Source organism: Cellulomonas sp. T2.31MG-18, from assembly GCF_964266755.1.
Taxonomy (GTDB): domain Bacteria; phylum Actinomycetota; class Actinomycetes; order Actinomycetales; family Cellulomonadaceae; genus Cellulomonas.
The window spans coordinates 645,736-664,402 of the sequence record NZ_CAXWGW010000001.1; the positions used below are offsets into that span (position 1 = coordinate 645,736).

Annotated in this window: 17 protein-coding genes; 14 read left to right on the forward strand and 3 right to left on the reverse strand. The window is 73.1% G+C overall.

From position 1 onward, the window contains the following. Positions 1-279: 279 nt before the first annotated feature. The 5 genes from ACFQTY_RS02940 (at position 280) to ACFQTY_RS02960 (ending at position 4,966) form a co-directional block, all read left to right on the forward strand. Positions 280-1,350 (forward strand): LacI family DNA-binding transcriptional regulator, encoded by a 1,071-nt coding sequence (locus tag ACFQTY_RS02940; RefSeq protein WP_378097044.1) that lies wholly within the window; start codon positions 280-282, stop codon positions 1,348-1,350. A 79-nt stretch (positions 1,351-1,429) separates the two neighbouring features. Next, the gene (locus ACFQTY_RS02945; protein WP_378097047.1) at positions 1,430-2,713 is read left to right on the forward strand and encodes an endo-1,4-beta-xylanase; all 1,284 of its coding nucleotides are present in this window, start codon (positions 1,430-1,432) and stop codon (positions 2,711-2,713) included. Positions 2,714-2,809: 96 nt separating this feature from the next. Then, on the forward strand, positions 2,810-4,366 hold the full coding sequence (gene lysS, locus ACFQTY_RS02950) for a lysine--tRNA ligase (RefSeq protein WP_378097050.1): 1,557 nt from the start codon (positions 2,810-2,812) through the stop codon (positions 4,364-4,366). A gap of 23 nt (positions 4,367-4,389) precedes the next feature. Further along, the gene (locus ACFQTY_RS02955) at positions 4,390-4,557 is read left to right on the forward strand and encodes a hypothetical protein (RefSeq protein ID WP_378097053.1); all 168 of its coding nucleotides are present in this window, start codon (positions 4,390-4,392) and stop codon (positions 4,555-4,557) included. A gap of 73 nt (positions 4,558-4,630) precedes the next feature. Further along, on the forward strand, positions 4,631-4,966 hold the full coding sequence (locus ACFQTY_RS02960; RefSeq protein WP_263732430.1) for an Lsr2 family protein: 336 nt from the start codon (positions 4,631-4,633) through the stop codon (positions 4,964-4,966). Positions 4,967-5,097: 131 nt separating this feature from the next. Here the strand turns inward: ACFQTY_RS02960 and xylB are convergent, their stop codons facing one another. Beyond that, positions 5,098-6,510: a xylulokinase gene (xylB, locus tag ACFQTY_RS02965; protein WP_378097057.1), complete on the reverse strand. Its 1,413-nt coding sequence runs from the start codon at positions 6,508-6,510 to the stop codon at positions 5,098-5,100. Continuing rightward, the gene (gene xylA, locus ACFQTY_RS02970; RefSeq protein ID WP_263732432.1) at positions 6,507-7,694 is read right to left on the reverse strand and encodes a xylose isomerase; all 1,188 of its coding nucleotides are present in this window, start codon (positions 7,692-7,694) and stop codon (positions 6,507-6,509) included. Before xylA ends, xylB begins: the two co-directional genes overlap by 4 nt. An 80-nt stretch (positions 7,695-7,774) precedes the next feature. Between xylA and ACFQTY_RS02975 the strand changes: the two genes are divergently transcribed. From ACFQTY_RS02975 to ACFQTY_RS02990, 4 genes are all read left to right on the forward strand, one after another. Next, positions 7,775-9,070 carry an ROK family protein gene (locus ACFQTY_RS02975; protein ID WP_378097061.1) on the forward strand — a complete coding sequence of 432 codons (1,296 nt, stop codon included), beginning with the start codon at positions 7,775-7,777 and terminating at the stop codon, positions 9,068-9,070. Further along, positions 9,067-10,164, forward strand: a complete 1,098-nt coding sequence (locus tag ACFQTY_RS02980) for a lactonase family protein (protein ID WP_378097064.1) — start codon at positions 9,067-9,069, stop codon at positions 10,162-10,164. Before ACFQTY_RS02975 ends, ACFQTY_RS02980 begins: the two co-directional genes overlap by 4 nt. Before the next feature lie 49 nt (positions 10,165-10,213). Next, on the forward strand, positions 10,214-11,545 hold the full coding sequence (locus ACFQTY_RS02985) for a glycosyltransferase (protein ID WP_378097068.1): 1,332 nt from the start codon (positions 10,214-10,216) through the stop codon (positions 11,543-11,545). Between the two features lie 76 nt (positions 11,546-11,621). Then, positions 11,622-12,362, forward strand: a complete 741-nt coding sequence (locus tag ACFQTY_RS02990) for a phosphoglyceromutase (protein ID WP_263732435.1) — start codon at positions 11,622-11,624, stop codon at positions 12,360-12,362. Between the two features lie 94 nt (positions 12,363-12,456). Here the strand turns inward: ACFQTY_RS02990 and phoU are convergent, their stop codons facing one another. After that, complete coding sequence (gene phoU / locus ACFQTY_RS02995) at positions 12,457-13,128, reverse strand: phosphate signaling complex protein PhoU (RefSeq protein ID WP_378097072.1); 672 nt, start codon at positions 13,126-13,128, stop codon at positions 12,457-12,459. Between the two features lie 147 nt (positions 13,129-13,275). On the opposite strand from phoU, the gene ACFQTY_RS03000 reads away from it, so the two are divergent. The 5 genes from ACFQTY_RS03000 to pstA all read left to right on the forward strand — a co-directional run bounded on the left by ACFQTY_RS03000 (position 13,276) and on the right by pstA (position 18,640). Further along, positions 13,276-14,520, forward strand: coding sequence for a sensor histidine kinase (locus ACFQTY_RS03000; RefSeq protein ID WP_378097075.1), 1,245 nt, complete (start codon positions 13,276-13,278; stop codon positions 14,518-14,520). Then, positions 14,517-15,236 (forward strand): response regulator, encoded by a 720-nt coding sequence (locus ACFQTY_RS03005; protein ID WP_378097078.1) that lies wholly within the window; start codon positions 14,517-14,519, stop codon positions 15,234-15,236. Before ACFQTY_RS03000 ends, ACFQTY_RS03005 begins: the two co-directional genes overlap by 4 nt. Before the next feature lie 165 nt (positions 15,237-15,401). After that, positions 15,402-16,532 (forward strand): phosphate ABC transporter substrate-binding protein PstS, encoded by a 1,131-nt coding sequence (pstS, locus tag ACFQTY_RS03010; protein ID WP_378097081.1) that lies wholly within the window; start codon positions 15,402-15,404, stop codon positions 16,530-16,532. Positions 16,533-16,751: 219 nt separating this feature from the next. Next, positions 16,752-17,672 (forward strand): phosphate ABC transporter permease subunit PstC, encoded by a 921-nt coding sequence (gene pstC, locus ACFQTY_RS03015; RefSeq protein ID WP_378099081.1) that lies wholly within the window; start codon positions 16,752-16,754, stop codon positions 17,670-17,672. Continuing rightward, complete coding sequence (gene pstA, locus ACFQTY_RS03020; RefSeq protein ID WP_378097084.1) at positions 17,672-18,640, forward strand: phosphate ABC transporter permease PstA; 969 nt, start codon at positions 17,672-17,674, stop codon at positions 18,638-18,640. The genes pstC and pstA overlap by 1 nt, the downstream gene beginning before the upstream one ends. The last annotated feature ends 27 nt before the right edge of the window (positions 18,641-18,667 follow it).

Consider the following 18,667-nt stretch of genomic DNA (forward strand, 5'->3'; position numbering starts at 1 on the left):
GTCCCCCCGGAGGGGTGAACCGGTGCGCTGCCGGTGCCGGAGCGTCAGCCCGAGCCGGCGGGTGGTGCGTGCGGTGCTAGGCGCCGCGGCGTCGGTCGTCGTCGCTGCCCCGGGGGGCGAGGACCACCATCGTGGTGGCGACCGTCGTGCTGTCGGGTCTCTTCATCGAGTGGACTCCTCGTCGTCTTCGAGAGGGGGACGCAGGAGCGACTTTGACACCCGTCCGACAGGGCTGTCAAACGTTATCGATAACGTTTTAGTAGCGATACGCTGATCCGCATGGCAGACCGGGTCACCATCACCGACGTGGCACGGGCCGCCGGCGTGTCGGTCGCCACCGTCTCCAAGGTGCTCAACGACCGCTACGGCGTGGCGAGCTCGACGTCGGAGCGCGTGCGCGACGTGATCGCCCACCTCGGCTACGAGTCGAGCCTGGTGGCGCGCAGCCTGCGCTCCCACAAGACGCACGTGATCGGCATCCTGGTCGCGGAGTTCGAACCCTTCAGCACCGAGATCCTCAAGGGTGCCGCCGAGGCGCTCGGGGACACCGGCTACGAGCTGCTCGCCTACACCGGAGGCCGCCACAACGAGGGTGCGGGCTGGGAGCGCCGCTACCTGTCCCGGCTGTCCGGCACGCTGATCGACGGCGCGGTGCTGGTCACCCCGACGGTGGTCGACGTGCAGTCGACCGTGCCCGTGGTGGCCATCGACCCGCACGAGGGCCCGACGGGCCTGCCGACGGTCGACTCGGACAACCTCGCCGGCGCCGTTCGCGCCACCGAGCACCTGCTCGAGCTGGGCCACCGCCGCATCGGCCTGGTGGCCGGCCGTCCGGACCTCGAGTCCTCCCGCCTGCGTGAGGAGGGCTACCGCCAGGCGCTCGCCGCAGCCGGCATCGCGGTGGACCCGGCGCTCGTCCGGGTCGGCGACTACCGCAAGCCGACGTCCCGCGGGCCTGCGACCGAGCTGCTGACCATGCCGGACCGACCCACCGCCGTGTTCGCCGCCAACGACCTGTCCGCCATCAGCACCATCGAGGTGGCACGGGAGCTCGGGCTGCGGGTGCCGGAGGACCTGTCGGTGATCGGGTTCGACGACATCCCGGAGTCGCGCACCACGACGCCGCCGCTGAGCACGGTAAGGCAGCCGATCCAGCAGATGGGCGCCACCGCGATCGAGCTGCTGATCGCCCTGCTCGACGGCACCCCGGTGGACTCCACGCACGTGCGGCTGCCCACCACGCTGGTGCGCCGCGCGTCCACGGCACCGGTGCCGTCCCCCGTCGTCCCGGCCACGGTCCCCGCCACCGTCCCGGCGCCGTCCGCCACCGAGGTGGCCGCCCTCAGCTGACCGGCCCTCGGCACACCCGGCGCAGGGTGGCGCCGGGTGTCGCCCGCCAACCCTCGTCCCACCACGCAAAGGAGCGTCCGTGCACGACGTCGTCGTCCCCCGTCCCGCCGAGCTGGCCCACCGCACGGCCCGCACCGTCGTCACGGCCCTCGGACCGGACGGTCGCCCGCTGGCGGACGCCGACGTGGCGGTCGCCCAGCAGCGGCACGCCTTCGGCTTCGGCAACATCGGCTTCGACCTGATCCCGCTCGCCAACGGCGAGGTCGAGGCCGGCGGCTCGGTGTTCGGCGGCGCCCGCGCCGACCTGCTGCCCGTGCTGGCCGAGCAGTGGCTGGCGCTGTTCAACACCGCGACGCTGCCGTTCTACTGGCGCGGTTTCGAGCCGGAGCGCGGCCGGCCGGACACGCAGCGCCTGCTGCGCACCGCCCGCTGGTTCGCGGACCGTGGCGTCGAGCTCAAGGGCCACCCGCTGGCCTGGCACACGCTGGCCCCGCAGTGGCTCGACGAGCTGTCGGTGGACCAGGTGGCCGAGGCGGTGCGGGCCCGGATCACCCGCGAGGTGACCGACTTCGCCGGGCTGATCGACACGTGGGACGCCATCAACGAGGTGGTGATCATGCCGGTGTTCGACAAGGAGCCCAACGGGCTGACCCGCCTCGCGGCGCGGGACGGTCGCGTGGCCACCGCGCGGCTGGCGTTCGAGACGGCGCACGCCGCGAACCCGGCGGCGCGGCTGCTGCTCAACGACTTCGACATGTCGCCGCGGTACGAGGCGCTGGTCGAGGAGTGCCTGGCGGCCGGCATCCGCATCGACGCGCTGGGGCTGCAGAGCCACATGCACCAGGGCTACTGGGGCGAGCAGAAGACCGCCGACGTGCTGGGCCGCTTCGCCCGTTTCGGGCTGCCGCTGCACCTCACCGAGACCACGCTGCTGTCCGGCGACCTGATGCCGGCCGACATCGTCGATCTCAACGACCACCAGGTGCCGTCCTGGCCCTCGACCCCGGAGGGCGAGGCGCGGCAGGCCGACGAGGTGGTGCGCCACTACCGCACCCTGTTCGCCCATCCCGCGGTGCAGGTGGTCACGTACTGGGGCCTGTCCGACGACGGCTCGTGGCTGGGCGCCCCGGCGGGCCTGGTCCGCACCGACGGCACCCCCAAGCCGGCCTACGACGCGCTGCTCGCCCTGGTGAAGGGGGAGTGGTGGCTGCCTGCCACGACCGTCCGCACGGACGCCGACGGGCGGTTCGTGCTCGACGGGTACCTCGGTGACTACACGGTGACGGCGTGGGGCCGGCACGGTGCCCTGACGCTGTCGGCCGACCGGCCCGCCGAGTCGGTGGTGGTCGACGAGGCGGTCTGACGGGGCCGCCGCCGGCGGCGTGCCCCGGGGCCGGCCCTGCCCGTCGTCGCACCGGCCCCGGCAGGCCCGTCCGGCCCCGCGACCTAGGATTGCGCGGTGACCGTCAGCCCCACCCCGTCGCAGCCCGCCGCGCCCGTCGAGCGCGCGCAGCCGGCCGCCCCCGCGTCCGACGACGTCCCCGAGCAGATCGCCATCCGCCGGGCGAAGCGCGAGCGGCTGCTGTCCGAGGGTGTCGCGGCGTACCCCGTCGGGGTGCCCCGCACGCAGACGATCGCCGCGGTGCGCGCGGCCCACCCGGACCTCGAGCCGGGCCAGGAGACGGACGACGAGGTGGGCGTCGCCGGCCGTGTCGTCTTCCTGCGCAACACCGGCAAGCTCTGCTTCGTCACGCTGCAGGACGGTGAGGGGACGCGGCTGCAGGCGATGCTCTCGGAGGCCAACGTCGGCGCCGAGAGGCTCGCGGCGTTCAAGGCCGACGTCGACCTGGGCGACCACCTCTTCGTGCACGGGCGCGTGGTGTCCAGCCGCCGCGGCGAGCTGTCCGTGATGGCCGACGAGTGGGCGATCGCCGCCAAGGCGATCCGGCCGCTGCCCAACCTCTACGAGGGTGCCGAGCTGTCCGACGAGGCGCGGGTGCGCCAGCGCTACGTCGACCTGATCGTGCGGCAGGGCGCCCGCGACATGGTCCGCACGCGGGCCGCCGTCGTCCGCTCGCTGCGCGAGAACCTGTGGCGCCGCAGCTTCCTCGAGGTCGAGACCCCGATGCTGCAGGCGCGGCCGGAGGGTGCGGCCGCGCGTCAGTTCGAGACGCACATGAATGCGTTCGACATCCCGCTGTTCCTGCGCATCGCACCGGAGCTGTTCCTCAAGCGCGCCGCCGTCGGTGGGGTGGAGCGCGTGTTCGAGATCAACCGGAACTTCCGCAACGAGGGTGTGGACGCCACGCACTCACCGGAGTTCGCGATGCTCGAGGCGTACGAGGCGTACGGCGATTACGACACCATGGCGGCCCTCACGCAGGATCTGGTGCAGACAGCCGCCCAGGAGGCGTTCGGCACCACCCTGATGACGTTGGCGGACGGCACGGAATACGACGTCGGCGGGCAGTGGACGCATCTGCCGATGTACGACTCGCTGTCCGAGGCGATCGGCGAGGAGATCACGCACGACACCTCCGACGAACATCTTCGCAAGCTGCTGGAGAAGGCCGAGGTGGAGCTGGACCCGGCGGTGCGCAACCACGGGAAGATGGTCGAGACGTTGTGGGAGCACCACGTCGGCCACCATCTGGTCGCGCCGACGTTCGTGCGCGATTTCCCGGTGGAGACCTCCCCGTTGACCCGCGACCACCGGTCCAAGCCGGGCCTGGTGGAGAAGTGGGACCTGTACGTGCGCGGCATGGAGCTGGCGACGGCGTACTCCGAGCTGGTGGACCCGGTGGTGCAGCGGGCCCGGTTCGAGGCGCAGGCCCTGCTGGCCGCGCGTGGGGACGACGAGGCGATGCGGATCGACGAGGACTTCCTCACCGCGATGGAGTTCGCGATGCCGCCGTCGGGGGGCATGGGCATGGGGATCGACCGCCTGCTGATCGCGCTCACCGGCCTCGGAATCCGCGACACCATCCTGTTTCCGTTGGTCAAGCCGCAGGGGTAGGTCCTATGTCCGGGTGGGGTGGCGTGCTCGCCGCGGTGCTGCCGTCGATCGGTGTCGGCCTGATCTTCTGGTTCGGCCTGCGTGCCGTGATGAATGCAGACCGCAACGAACGCCGGGCGCAGGCGCAAATCGATGCGCAGCAGCAGCAGCAGTCTCGCGAAGAGAATGTGGACGGCCCTCCTACCGTTTGACGGACTTTTCACGGGGGTGTCATCCTTGGCGCGTCGGCGCACAATGCGCTGGCGAGACCCCCGGGAGCACGCAATGGCACAGAAGGTCCAGGTCCTCCTGGTCGACGACCTCGACGGCGGAACTGCTGACGAGACGGTCACGTTCGGTCTGGACGGCGTCTCGTACGAGATCGACCTCACGACGGAAAATGCCGCCAAGCTGCGCGACGCGCTCGCCCAGTGGACCGGTCACGCACGCAAGGTGAGCGGCCGCGGCGGCGCCGCGAAGACGTCGGCAGCGCCCCGCGGGCGCGCCTCGCGCGGCGACGCGCAGGCGATCCGCGACTGGGCGAAGGCGAACGGCCACCACGTCTCCGAGCGCGGCCGGATCTCGGCCGAGGTGCGCGCGGCGTACGAGGCCGCCCACTGACGGCTCGCACCCCAGAACGACGAAGGGGCCCGGTCACCGATGAGTGACCGGGCCCCTTCTCGTCGGCCGCTTCGTCGTGACCCCGCGCCGGCTCGTGCCGCCGGCCGGGAACGGCCGAGCTCTGGCGACCCTCAGCGCACCCGCTCGAGGGTGAGCTCGCGGGCGGCGGCGTACCGCTCCCGCACGTGCGGCTGGGGATCGCCGGTGAACCGTTCCGGCTCGCCACCGAGCTGCCACGCCGGGGGAGTGTCCCCGCCGGAGAGCACCCACGCGGCCTGGCGGGCCGCGCCGTCGGCGACGTACTCGCCGGCCGGCGGCACCAGCACGTCGAGCCCCAGGACACCGGGGGCGAGGCGGCGGACCGCCTCGGACCGGGCCCCGCCGCCCACCAGGAACGCCCGCTGCACGGGCACCCCGACGGCACGCAGCGCGTCGATGCCGTCGGCGAGCGAGCACAGCAGCCCCTCGACGGCGGCCCGGGCGATGTGTTCCCGGGTCGAGCTGGTCAGGGTCATCCCGTGCAGGGACGCCGTGGCGGTGGGCCGGTCGGGGGTGCGCTCACCCTCGAAGTACGGCACCAGCACCAGACCGTCGGCACCGGAGGGTGCGGACAGGGCGAGCCGGGACAGCTCGTCGTAGTCCACGCCCAGCAGCCGGCACGCCCAGTCGAGGATGCGCGAGGCGTTCAGCGTGCACGCCAGCGGCAGGTACCGGCCGGTGGCGTCGGCGAAGCCGGTCACCAGGCCGGACCCGTCGGCAGTCGGGGCGTCGGCGACCGCGGCCACCACGCCCGACGTGCCGATGGACACCGACACGTCGCCCGGGCCGAGGCCCAGGGCCAGCGCCGCGGCGGCGTTGTCCCCGGCACCCGGGCCGAGCGGCACCCCGGCGGCCGTGCGACCCGCCACGTCGTGCGGACCGAGCACCCGCGGGAGTGCGGGGGCGGAACCGAGCGCCCGTTCCAGCAGGTCGAGCCGGTACGCCTCGTCGAACGGCGACCAGTAGCCCGTTCCGGACACGTCCGACCGGTCGGTGGCCAGGCCCTCGAAACCGAGCTCGCCGAACCCGCCGGCCAGCCGCCACGTCAGCCAGTCGTGCGGCAGCGCGACGGCCGCCACGCGGGCGGCGTTCGCCGGTTCGGCGTCCCGCAGCCAGCGCAGCTTGGTCACCGTCAGCGACGCGACCGGCACGGAGCCGATCGCCGACGCCCACGCCTGCGGCCCGCCGAGCTCGTCGATCAGCTCGCGCGCCGCCGGCGCCGACCGGGTGTCGTTCCACAGCAGCGCGTCCCGGACCACCTCGCCGGAGGCGTCCAGGGCGACCATGCCGTGCTGCTGCCCACCGACGGCCAGCGCCTCGACGTCGTCGAGCCCGCCGGCCTGGTCGATCGCGACCTGGAGGGCCGCCCACCACGCCTGCGGGTCCACCTCGGTGCCGTCCGGGTGCGCCGCGCGACCGGAGCGCACGAGCGCTCCGGTCGCGGCGTCCCGCACGACGACCTTGCAGGACTGGGTCGACGAGTCGACCCCGGCGACCAGGCTCATCGCGCGCCGAGAGCGTGCTCGAGCGCGAGCTGGTTGAGCCGCACGAACCGGAAGCCGCGCGCCGCGACGGCGTCGACGTCCAGGTCCTCGAACGCGGACCGGTCGGCCAGCAGGTCGGCGATCGTCTCGCCCTCCGCCATGGTCGGCTGGGCCAGCTCGAACACGCCGGCCTCCTCGAGGGCGGCCTGCACCTCGGGGTCGGCACGGAACGCCTGTGCGCGCTCCTTGAGCAGCAGGTACGTCGCCATGTTGGCGGCGGCGGAGTCCCACACGCCCTGCATGTCCTCGGTGCGCGAGGGCTTGTAGTCGAAGTGGCGCGGGCCGGTGTAGGTCGGGCCGCCGGACGGGAAGCCGTTCTCCAGCAGGTCGACGGTGCCGAAGGCGGAGAACAGCTCGCCGTGGCCGAACACCAGGTCCTGGTCGAACTTGATCGACTTCTGGCCGTTCAGGTCGATGTGGAACAGCTTGCCGGCCCACAGCGCCTGGGCCAGGCCCGTGGTGTAGTTCAGGCCCGCCATCTGCTCGTGGCCGGTCTCCGGGTTCAGGCCGACGATGTCGCCGTTCTCCAGCTTGGCGATGAAGGCCAGGGCGTGGCCGACGGTCGGCAGCAGGATGTCGCCGCGGGGCTCGTTCGGCTTCGGCTCCAGCGCGATGCGGAGCTTGTAGCCCTTCTCCTTGATGTACGCGGCGACGGTGTCGATGCCCTCGGCGTAGCGCTCGTGGGCGGCGTACAGGTCCTTCGCGGAGTCGTACTCGGCGCCCTCGCGGCCGCCCCACATGACGAACGTGTCGGCGTCGAGCGAGGCCGCCAGGTCGACGTTGCGCAGGATCTTGCGCAGGCCGTAGCGGCGCACGCGGCGGTCGTTCGACGTGAACGCGCCGTCCTTGAAGATCGGGTGGCTGAAGGTGTTGGTGGTCACCATCTCCACGGTGATGCCGGTCTCGGCCAGCGCACCGCGGAAGCGGTCCAGGATCTTCTCCCGGTCGGCGTCCGAGGAGCCGAAGGGCACCACGTCGTCGTCGTGGAAGGTCACGTGCGCGGCGCCGAGCTCGGCGAGCTTGTGCACCGACTCGACCGGGTCGAGCCACGGGCGGGTGGCGCTGCCGAACTGGTCCTGCGCGGCCCAGCCGACGGTCCACAGACCGAAGGAGAAGTGGTCGTCACGGGTGGGGGTACGCGTCATGGGGAGTGCTCCTCGTCGAGTTGCCGGGCGTATTAGTTCCCGCCATGAATTTATCGAGACCGGGCGGTAGGGTCAAGCCCGTGCCGGCAGCCGACCCGTGGGCCTCGCAGTCCCGCGGCGCCCGTTCGGGCGTCGCCCGTCAGGAGCACCTGCGTGAGCACAACCTGTCCGTGGCGCTCGCGCACGTGCTGGACGCGCGCGAGCCCCCGTCCCGCGCCGAGCTGGCGGCGGTGACCGGGCTGGCCCGTCCCAGCGTCACCTCGCTGGTGGAGCAGCTGATCCGCGGCGGCATGGTGCGCGAGCTGCTGCCGCGTCCGGCGCAGCGTGCCGGCCGTCCCGCCGTGCCGCTGGCGCCCGCGCGCGGCACGTTCGCCGGCATCGGCATGGAGGTGAACGTCGACTACCTCGGCCTGCGGGCGGTCGACCTGGCCGGCACGGTGCTCGCCGAGCGGGTCGAGGCGGGGGACCAGCGGACCCGGTCGCCGGAGCAGACGCTCGACCGGCTCGCCGAGCTGGTCGCGGGTGTGCTGGGCCGGCTCGTCGGCCAGGGCGTGCGGGTGGTCGGCACCTCCCTGGCGCTGCCGGGGCTGGTGGACGCCGGCACGGGGCCGCTGCGCGTCGCGCCCAACCTCGGCTGGCGCGACGTGGACGTGGTGGGCCGGCTGGTGCAGCACCCGGCCCTGGCGGAGCTGCCGCCGGACCTGGCGAACGAGGCGAAGCTGGCCGCGCTGGCGGAGGCGCGGGTGCGTCGCGGCAGCCCGCAGCCGAGCTTCGTGTACGTGTCCGGCGAGGTCGGTATCGGTGGTGCCGTGGTGCTGGGCGGCGAGCTGTTCCGCGGTCAGCACGGCTGGAGCGGCGAGATCGGGCACGTCGTCGTCGACCCGTGCATGCCGGGCGGCCCTCGGCTGGGCACCCTCGAGGCGCGTGCCGGGCAGGAGGCGATGCTACGGGTGGCCGGGCTCCCCGACGGTGCGCCGGTGCACCGGCTGGTGGCCGCGTGCGCCGCGGGTGACACCCGGGCCCTGGCGGCGGTCGCCGGTGCGGGGCGGGCGCTCGGCATCGCCCTGTCGGGCGTGGTCCACGTGGTGGACGTCGACCAGGTGGTGCTCGGCGGCACGTTCGGCCAGCTGTACGGCTACGTGCGCGACGAGGTGGCGCGAGCGCTCGACGAGCTGGTGATCACGGCGCCGTGGTCGCCGGTGACGGTGGGTGCGGCACGGGCCGGGGAGTTCCCCGCGATGACGGGTGGGGCGCTGGCGGCGCTCCGTCGACTGGTGCAGCAGCCGTCGGCGTGGCTGGATCGGAGCACGACCACCACGACGACGACCACCACGACGGTGGCGACCGCGGGCACCGCGGCGGGAGGACCGGCATGACGATGCTCTGGATCGGCACCTACCCCAGTGCGGGCTTCGGCACGCCGACGGGCCGCGGCGAGGGGGTGTGGCGGGTCGAGCTGGACGCGCTCGACGGGATGCTCGGCATCCCGCACCAGGTGGTGGTCACGCCGGCACCGTCGTTCGTCGCGACCCATCCGGACGGCCGCACGGTCTACGCCGTCGACGAGAGCTCGCCCGGCGCCGTCAGCTCCTTCGCGGTGCGGGACGGCACGCTGGTGACCACCGCGACGGTGCCGTCGGGCGGCTCGGCCCCGTGCCACCTGCTGCTGGATGCGGCGGCCGCTCTGCTCTACGTCGCCAACTACGCCGACGGGGTGCTCGGCGTGCTGCGCCTCGCGGCCGACGGCACGCTCGCCGACGACGAGCCCGCGCAGCGGCTGCCCGGCGACGGCCACGGCCCGCGCGCCGACCGGCAGGAGGGGCCCCACGCCCACTACGTCGTCATGACCCCGTCCGGCGCCCACGTGCTGGTGATGGACCTGGGTGCCGACCAGGTGCGCCGCTACGCGCGGGACGTCGCCGGCCGACGGCTGGTCCCGGCCGGGGTCGCCGCCACGCTCCCGCCCGGCACCGGTCCTCGGCACCTCGCCTTCAGCCCCGACGGCCGGTTCGCCTACGTCACCGGCGAGCTGGATGCGGCGGTGCACGTGCTCGCATGGGACGGCGCCACCGACACCGGCACGTCCGTGCAGGTGCTGCCGGCCACCTCCGCGCCCGCCCTTCCCGGCGCCGAGGTCAAGCCGGCGCACGTGCTGATCGACGGCGACGAGGTGGTGGTCGGCGTGCGCGGCACGGAGGTGCTGTCCCGGTTCACGCGTCACGCCGACGGGCTCCTGACGCACCGCGCCGACGACGCGCTGCCGGGCCGCACCCCCCGGGACCACGAGGTGGTGGACGGCTGGACGATCGTCGCCGAGCAGGACTCCAGCGCGCTGACCGTGCTGGACGGCGACGGCGGCGTGGTGTGCACCCGGTCGTTGCCGGTGCCGGCGTGCGTGGTCCCCGTCGTCGCCCCGGTCGTCGAGCCTTCGGTCGACCCGGTCGGTGGCGCCGCGGCCGGAACCGTGTGACGCGTCACGCCGACCCGCGCTCGTCCGCACCGAAGGTGAGAATGACCCGGTGACCCTCGAGCACGCACCGCGCGTCGCCATGCTCTCGGTGCACACGTCCCCGCTCGACCAGCCGGGCACCGGCGACGCCGGGGGGATGAACGTCTACGTGCTCGAGCTGTCCCGGGCGCTGGCGGCCCGGGGCGCCCGGGTGGAGATCTTCACGCGCGCCACATCGTCCGAGCTGCCGGAGACGGTGGTGCTCGGCGGCACCGACGAGCACGGCGCCCCGCTGTCCCGCGACGACCGCCGCGCGGTGCTGCTGGCGGACGACGTGCCGCCCGGCGTGACGCCGCCCGTGCTGGTGCACCACGTGCCGGCCGGACCCTTCGAGCGGCTCGACAAGCGGGACCTGCCGGGGATGCTGTGCGGCATGACCGCCGGCGTGCTGCGGTCGGAGGCGGCCCGCCGTCCGGGCTGGTACCAGGTGGTGCACTCCCACTACTGGCTGTCCGGGCAGGTCGGTGCCGTCGCCGCGACGCGCTGGGAGGTGCCGCTGGTGCACACCGCCCACACGCTGGCCCGCGTGAAGAACGCGGCGCTCGCGCCGGGGGACGACGCCGAGCCGGTCTCCCGGGTGGTCGGTGAGGAGCAGGTGGTCGAGGCGGCGGACGCCCTGGTGGCGAGCACGCCGGCGGAGGCGCGCCAGCTCGTCGAGCTCTACGGCGCCGACCCCGCGCGGGTGCACGTCGTGGAGCCCGGCGTGGACCTGGACCGGTTCCGTCCCGGGGACCGCGGGGCGCGTGCCACCGCCCGCGAGTGCCTGCACCTGCCGGCCGACCGGCGCGTGGTGCTGTTCGCCGGCCGCGTGCAGCCGCTGAAGGCTCCCGACGTGCTGGTGCGGGCGCTCGGTCTCCTGCGCGCCACCGGCCGCCCCGTGCCGCTGCTGGTGGTGCTGGGCGGGCCCAGCGGGCGGTCGACGGCGGTGCGCGAGCTGGTCGCGCTCGCGGCGTCGCTCGGCGTCGGCGACGACCTGCTGGTGCACCCGCCGGCCGCGCGCGAGGACCTGGTCAGCTGGTACCACGCGGCCGACCTGGTGGCGATGCCGTCCCGCTCGGAGTCGTTCGGCCTGGTCGCCGCCGAGGCGCAGGCGTCCGGCGTCCCCGTGGTAGCAGCTGCCGTCGGCGGCCTGCGCAGCATCGTGGACGACGGCCGTTCGGGGCGCCTGGTCCGCGGGCACGACCCGGCGGTCTGGGCCGACGTGCTGGCCCAGGCGCTGGACGACGACGACACCCTCGCCGCCTGGGGTGAGGCGGCCCGGCCGAGCGCCGAGCGGTTCGGCTGGGACGCCGCCGCCGACCAGGTGCTCAAGGTCTACGCCGTGGCGGCCGAAGCCCGCTGACCGCGTGCCCTCGGCAGGTGTCCGCGGGGGACCCCAGTCCTGCCGGGTGCCGCCCGCCTGCGGCAGGATGGATGCCATGACCTACACCCTCGTGCTGCTCCGCCACGGCGAGAGCGAATGGAACGCGAAGAACCTTTTCACCGGCTGGGTCGACGTCGCGCTGTCCGAGAAGGGCGTGCAGGAGGCCAAGCGCGGCGGGGAGCTGCTCAAGGCCGAGGGCGTGCTGCCGGACGTGGTGCACACCTCGCTGCTGCGCCGCGCGATCACCACCGCGAACTACGCCCTCGACGTGGCGGACCGCCTGTGGATCCCGGTCAAGCGCAGCTGGCGCCTGAACGAGCGCCACTACGGCGCCCTGCAGGGCAAGGACAAGAAGCAGATCCGCGACGAGTACGGCGAGGAGCAGTTCATGCTCTGGCGCCGCTCGTACGACGTCCCGCCGCCGGACATCGAGCTCGGCTCGGAGTTCTCGCAGGACGCGGACCCGCGCTACGCCGGTGAGCCGATCCCGCGCGCCGAGGCCCTGGCCAACGTGCTGACGCGGGCGCTGCCGTACTGGACCAGCGACATCGTCCCGGACCTGCAGGCCGGCAAGACGGTGCTGGTCGCGGCCCACGGCAACTCGATCCGCGCGCTGGTCAAGCACCTGGACGACGTCGACGCCGACACGATCGCCGGCATCAACATCCCCACGGGCATCCCGCTGGTGTACGAGCTGGACGAGGAGACGCTGAAGCCCACCGTCCGCGGTGGCAAGTACCTCGACCCGGACGCCGCCGCCGAGGCGATCAAGGCCGTGGCGAACCAGGGTCGCTGACCTCGCTCCGCTGAACGAGAAGGGCGCCGCTCCGAGCAGGAGCGGCGCCCTTCGTCGTTCGGGTGCCGGTCGGGCGCGATGCCCGAGCGGTGGCTCAGTGCGCCCGCAGGTTGGTCGGCTCACCCTTCGTCAGGTCGCCGGTCACCAGGTACACCACGCGCTGCGCGATGCTCACGCCGTGGTCGCCGAACCGCTCGTAGTACCGGCCCAGCAGCGTCACGTCGATCGTCTGCTGCGGGGTGGCGGACCACTCGCCGCCGAGCATCGCGGTGAACGTGTCGGCGTGCAGGGCGTCGAGCAGGTCGTCGTCGGACTCGATCGACTCGGCCACCGCCAGGTCGCGGGTCTCCAGCAGCGTCGTCATCCGGCGGGCCACCCGCACCGCCGCCTCGTGCATCTCGGCGAACGTGCCGGACAGCGACTGCGGCACGGCCTGCCGGGGGTACCGGCCGCGCGCCACCTGGGCGACGTGCCGCGCCAGGTCGCCCATCCGCTCCAGCGTCGCGCTCATGCGCAGCGCCGAGACGACGATCCGCAGGTCGGTCGCGACGGGCTGCTGCTGGGCGAGCAGATGGATGCACCGCTCGTCGAGGTGGCGCTCGAGCTCGTCGATCGCGAGGTCGTCCACGATCACCTGCTCGGCCAGCCCCAGGTCGGCCGTCGCCAGGGCGATGCCCGCCGACGTGATGGCCTGCTCGACCTTGCGGCTCATGGCCTGCAGGTCCTCGCCGAGCGCCTTCAGCTCGGCGTCGAAGATCTCACGCATGAACGTCCTCTCCCGCTTGTGCGGGTGCCAGGGTGCCAGGTCCAGGTGAACGGAAGGGCCCCCCCAGGTGAACACTGGGCACTGTGCCACGGCACGGGCCCCTCCGGTGGGACCTGGCCGTGGCGTCGGCCCCTAGGGTGTGGCGCTGTGGACACCGAGCTCGCCTCCTTCGTCGGAGGCCTCGTCGGGCTGCTCGTGGGAGTGGGCGCGACGCTCGCCTTCCGACTGAGCGAGCGTGCCCAGCGGCACGTCCCGCCGCAACCGGAGCCCGAGCTGGACGAGGGCCTGGTGCGGGCGCTCGCCGTGCTCCGCTCGTCGGCGATCGTGCTGGACGACGCGGACCGGGTGGTGCGGGCGAGCCCGCCCGCCCATGCGCTGGGCCTGGTGCGGGACGGTCGCCTGGTGCACGCCGCGGTGCGCGACATGGTGGCGGAGGTGCGCCGCGACGGCGTGATCCGGGACGCGGAGCTGGACCTGCCGCGCGGCCCGGTCGGCTCCGGCACGCTGCTGCTCGAGGTGCGCGTCGCCCAGGTGATGCCGCACCTGCTGCTGGTGCTCGCGGAGGACCTCACCCAGGCCCGCCGGCTCGAGGCGATGCGGCGGGACTTCGTGGTGAACATCTCGCACGAGCTGAAGACGCCGGTCGGCGCCCTGTCGCTGCTCGCCGAGACGGTGCAGGACGCCGCCGACGACCCGGCCGCCGTCCGCCGGTTCGCCGCCCGGATGCAGTCCGAGGCGCAGCGGCTGGCCCTGCTGGTGCAGGAGATCATCGAGCTGTCCCGCCTGCAGGTGACGGACGCCCTGCAGGACATGGAGCTGGTCGACGTCGACAGCGTCCTGGTCGAGGCGGCGGACCGCGCCCGGACCACGGCCAGCGGCAAGCGGATCGTCATCGACGTCGGCGGGCAGACCGGCGCGCGGGTGTTCGGTGACCGGAACCTCCTGGTCACGGCCGTGCGCAACCTGCTGGACAACGCCGTGGCGTACTCGCCGGACGCGACCCGCGTCGGCGTCGGCGTGTCCACCACGGCCGACCTGGTGCAGATCGCCGTGGTCGACCAGGGCGTCGGCATCCCGCCCACCGAGCAGGACCGTATCTTCGAGCGCTTCTACCGGGTGGACCCGGCGCGCTCGCGGAACACCGGAGGGACCGGCCTCGGCCTGTCGATCGTCAAGCACGTGGCCGCCGACCACGGCGGTGACGTCACCGTGTGGTCGCAACCCGGCCGTGGCTCGACGTTCACGCTGCGCCTGCCGCGCGCCGAGGAGCCGACCGGCACGTCCGCCGGCAGCGCCACCACCAGCAGCGCCTCCACCGTCACCACCGCCTCCACCGCCGAGCCGGCGTCGCCGGCCGACCGTCCCACGTCCGCACCCGGGAGCGCCCAGTGACCCGCATCCTGCTCGTCGAGGACGAGGAGTCCTACCGCGAGCCCCTCGAGTACCTGCTGCGCCGCGAGGGGTACGACGTGGTCACGGCGGCCACCGGCCCCGACGCGCTCGACCGGTTCGCGGAGACCGGTGCGGACCTCGTGCTGCTCGACCTGATGCTGCCCGGCCTGCCCGGCACGGAGGTGTGCCGGCGGCTGCGTGCGGTCAGCGACGTCCCGGTGATCATGCTGACGGCCAAGGACGGCGAGATCGACAAGGTGGTCGGCCTCGAGCTCGGCGCCGACGACTACGTCACCAAGCCCTACTCGTCGCGCGAGCTGCTCGCACGGGTGCGGGCGGTGCTGCGGCGACGCGAGGCCCCCGCCCCGGTGGCGGCCGCGCCGGACGGCGACGTGGCCGACGAGGACCAGACCCGGCTGGTGCTGGGCCCGGTGGAGATGGACGTCGACCGGCACGTGGTGAAGGTGCACGACCAGCAGGTCGCCTTCCCGCTGAAGGAGTTCGAGCTGCTCGAGCTGCTGCTGCGCAACCCCGGGCGGGTGCTGACCCGCGGCCAGCTGATCGACCGGATCTGGGGTGCGGACTACGTCGGGGACACCAAGACGCTCGACGTGCACGTCAAGCGGGTGCGGGCGAAGATCGAGGACGACCCGTCCACCCCGCGCCTGCTGACGACCGTGCGCGGTCTGGGCTACAAGCTCTCCGCCGACGAGTAGCTCCGGCTGCGGGGGCCGCGTCGGAGAACTCGGACGCGCGACCAGATCGTCGTCCAGCGTTCACCCGGGGTTCACCTTCCGCCGGGAAACCGGTCACCTCGGGTCCCTAACGTCTGCCCTCGACAGCGCCGCGCACGGCGCTACGACGAGACGATGGGGAACATAGTGAAGCGAACGCACGCAGTGGGCGCCGCCGTGCTGGCTGGGCTCACCGCCCTGGCGCTGGCCGCTTGTGGCTCGGACAACAACAACGCCACGGCCGGTAGCGGCTCGTCGGCGACGTCGGGCTCGGGCGCCACGAGCGCCGGACCGGCCATCTCGGGCACGTTCTCCGGTGCCGGCTCCTCGGCGCAGCAGCAGGCGATGCAGGCCTGGATCGCCGCCATGCAGCAGCAGAACTCCGGCCTGACCATCAACTACGACCCGGCCGGGTCGGGTGCGGGCCGTCAGCAGTTCCTCGCCGGTGGCGTGGCCTGGGCCGGTTCGGACGCCGCGATGAGCACCGACGAGCTGACCCAGTCGCAGAAGGTCTGCGGCACCGACGGCGCCTGGGACATCCCGGTGTACATCTCGCCGATCGCGGTGGCGTTCAACCTCAAGGGCGTCTCCTCGCTGAACCTCGCACCGGCCACGATCGCCAAGATCTTCACCGGCGCGATCACCACGTGGAACGACCCGGCGATCGCCGCGGACAACCCGGGCGTGACCCTGCCGTCGACCAAGATCACCACCGTGCACCGGTCCGACAAGTCGGGCACCACGAACAACTTCACCGACTACCTGAACAAGGCTGCCGGTGACGTGTGGACCAACGCTAAGAACGACGCGTGGCCGCTGAACGGTGGCGACTCGGCGCAGGGCACCTCGGGTGTCGCCGGGGTCCTGACGAGCACCGACGGAGCGATCGCGTACATCGACGAGTCCGGTGTCCCGCAGGGCGTCGGGGTCGCGGCGCTCAAGGTCGGCTCCGCCTGGAACAAGCCGTCGGCCGATGGCGCAGCCGCCGTGGTGAACGCCTCGCCGCTGGCCACGGGCCGCCCGGCGAACGACATCGTGGTCAACATCGACCGCAAGGCCTCGGCCGCCGGCGACTACCCGCTGCTGATGGTCTCCTACGGGATCGCGTGCTCCAGCTACAGCGACTCGGCCAAGGGCAGCTTCGTCAAGTCGTTCCTCAGCTACGTGGTGTCGGACGCGGGCCAGAAGGCCGGCGCCCAGGCGGCCGGCTCGGCGCCGATGACCGGCGCGCTCGCGCAGAAGGCGGCGGCCTCGGTCGCGGCCATCAAGGTCGGCTGACCGGCTCTGCCGGCTGACGCACACCTGCCGGTGGCAGGGTCGCCCCACCAGGGCGCCCTTGCCACCGGCACTAGCGTTCGGCGAAGTTCCCGTTGACCATCAAGCGATGAGAAGGTCCCAGTGGTGAGCGCACCCACGCTCGATGCATCGAAGGCCCCGCGGGGCGGTGACAGCTCCGGCCCGCGGGCGACCCGCGCGCGGGGCGTCCCGGAGCGCGGCATGTCCCGCGTGTTCCGCTGGGCGGCCACGGCCGCCGGTGTGCTGCTGCTGGTGGTCCTGGCCGCCGTGGCGGTGTTCCTGCTGATCAGGGGCTGGGCGGCGATCACCGCGTCACCGGAGAAGCTGCAGACCGAGGGCAACCTGCCCCCCGGCGCGCACAACCTGGCCGGGTACATCGGCCCGCTGATCTTCGGCACGCTGGTCGCGGCCGCGCTCGCGCTGGTGATGGCGACGCCGGTCGCCGTCGGCATCGCGCTGTTCGTGTCCCACTACGCGCCGCGCCGCGTCGCCGGTGCCGTCGGCTTCGTGATCGACCTGCTCGCGGCGATCCCGTCGGTGGTGTTCGGCCTGTGGGGCGCGCAGATCCTCGCGCCGCGCATCGCCCCGCTGTGGCAGTGGGTGGCCGACGTGCTCAGCGTGATCCCGGGGGTGACGGTGCGGGCGACGGCCACCGGCCGCTCGATGGCCACCACCGCCCTGGTGCTGGCGATCATGATCCTGCCGATCATCACGGCGGTCTCCCGCGAGGTGTTCAAGCAGACGCCGCACCTGCACCAGGAGGCGGCGCTCGCCCTCGGCGCGACGCGCTGGGAGGTGATCCGCATGGCCGTGCTGCCGTTCGGGCGCTCCGGTGTGGTGTCCGCCGCGATGCTCGGCCTGGGCCGCGCGCTCGGCGAGACGATGGCGGTGCTGATGGTGCTGTCCACCTCGAGCGGCGCCGGCTACTCGTTCCAGATCTTCGACTCCGGCGTGCTGCAGACGATCGCGGCGAACATCGCCGCGAAGTTCCCCGACTCGAGCGGTCTGGCGGTCAACACCCTGATCGCGACCGGCCTGGCGCTGTTCGTCATCACCATGGCGGTCAACATGCTGGCGCGCTGGATCGTCTCGCGCCGCAACGAGTTCTCCGGAGCCAACTGATGAGCGCCACCAGCGCGTCGGCCACCGCCTCGACCGCCCCCGGACCGGACAACGCGCTCCGCGAGCTGCTCACGTCGGTCGACCGCGGCCGGCAGCGCAAGAACCGGATGATGACGGGGCTCGTCTGGGCCGCCTTCTTCCTGGCCATCACGCCGCTGTTCTCGCTGCTCTGGACCGTGCTCAGCCACGGTCTGGCGAAGTTCACGCCGTACTTCCTGCAGCACTCGATGCGCAACGTGTCCGGCGGCATGGACGCCGGCGGTGCCTACCACGCGATCGCCGGCACCCTGCTGATCACGCTGGGCACCACGGTGATCTCGGTGCCGATCGGCCTGCTCGCCGCGATCTACCTGGTCGAGTACGGCAAGGGACCGCTCGCGCGGGCCGTCACGTTCTTCGTCGACGTGATGACGGGCATCCCGTCGATCGTCGCCGGTCTGTTCGCCTTCGCGGTGTTCGCGATCTTCTTCGGCCCCGGCGTCCGCCTGGGCGTGATGGGGTCTGTGGCGCTCGCGCTGCTGATGATCCCCGTGGTGGTCCGCTCGTCGGAGGAGATGCTCCGGCTGGTGCCCAACGAGCTGCGCGAGGCGGCCTACGCCCTCGGCGTGCCCAAGTGGCTGACCATCGTCAAGGTGGTGCTGCGCACGTCCGTCGCCGGGCTGACCACCAGCGTGCTGCTCGCCGTCGCCCGCGTGATCGGCGAGACGGCACCACTGCTCATCGCGGTCGGCACCACGGCGTCGATCAACTTCAACCTGTTCGCCGGCCGCATGATGACGCTGCCGGTGTTCATCTACGACCAGTACCACCAGGGCCCGGCGCGCTGCGCCCGGAACGCCACCAACTGCCTCGTGTCGATCAACCTCGACCGGGCGTGGGCCGCGGCGTTGACCCTCCTTCTCATCGTCGTCATCCTCAACCTCGTGGGTCGCCTCGTGACCTGGCTGTTCGCGCCGAAGCTGCGCTGAGCACCACGAGACCCCGTCGCAGAGAGC

Coding starts and splice junctions, on each gene's coding strand:
- phoU (WP_378097072.1), bottom strand. CDS start 13,128: ATGCGTGAGATCTTCGACGCCGAGCTGAAGGCGCTCGGCGAGGACCTG.
- ACFQTY_RS02990 (WP_263732435.1), top strand. CDS start 11,622: ATGACCTACACCCTCGTGCTGCTCCGCCACGGCGAGAGCGAATGGAAC.
- ACFQTY_RS02960 (WP_263732430.1), top strand. CDS start 4,631: ATGGCACAGAAGGTCCAGGTCCTCCTGGTCGACGACCTCGACGGCGGA.
- ACFQTY_RS02940 (WP_378097044.1), top strand. CDS start 280: ATGGCAGACCGGGTCACCATCACCGACGTGGCACGGGCCGCCGGCGTG.
- xylB (WP_378097057.1), bottom strand. CDS start 6,510: ATGAGCCTGGTCGCCGGGGTCGACTCGTCGACCCAGTCCTGCAAGGTC.
- pstA (WP_378097084.1), top strand. CDS start 17,672: ATGAGCGCCACCAGCGCGTCGGCCACCGCCTCGACCGCCCCCGGACCG.
- pstC (WP_378099081.1), top strand. CDS start 16,752: ATGTCCCGCGTGTTCCGCTGGGCGGCCACGGCCGCCGGTGTGCTGCTG.
- ACFQTY_RS02980 (WP_378097064.1), top strand. CDS start 9,067: ATGACGATGCTCTGGATCGGCACCTACCCCAGTGCGGGCTTCGGCACG.
- xylA (WP_263732432.1), bottom strand. CDS start 7,694: ATGACGCGTACCCCCACCCGTGACGACCACTTCTCCTTCGGTCTGTGG.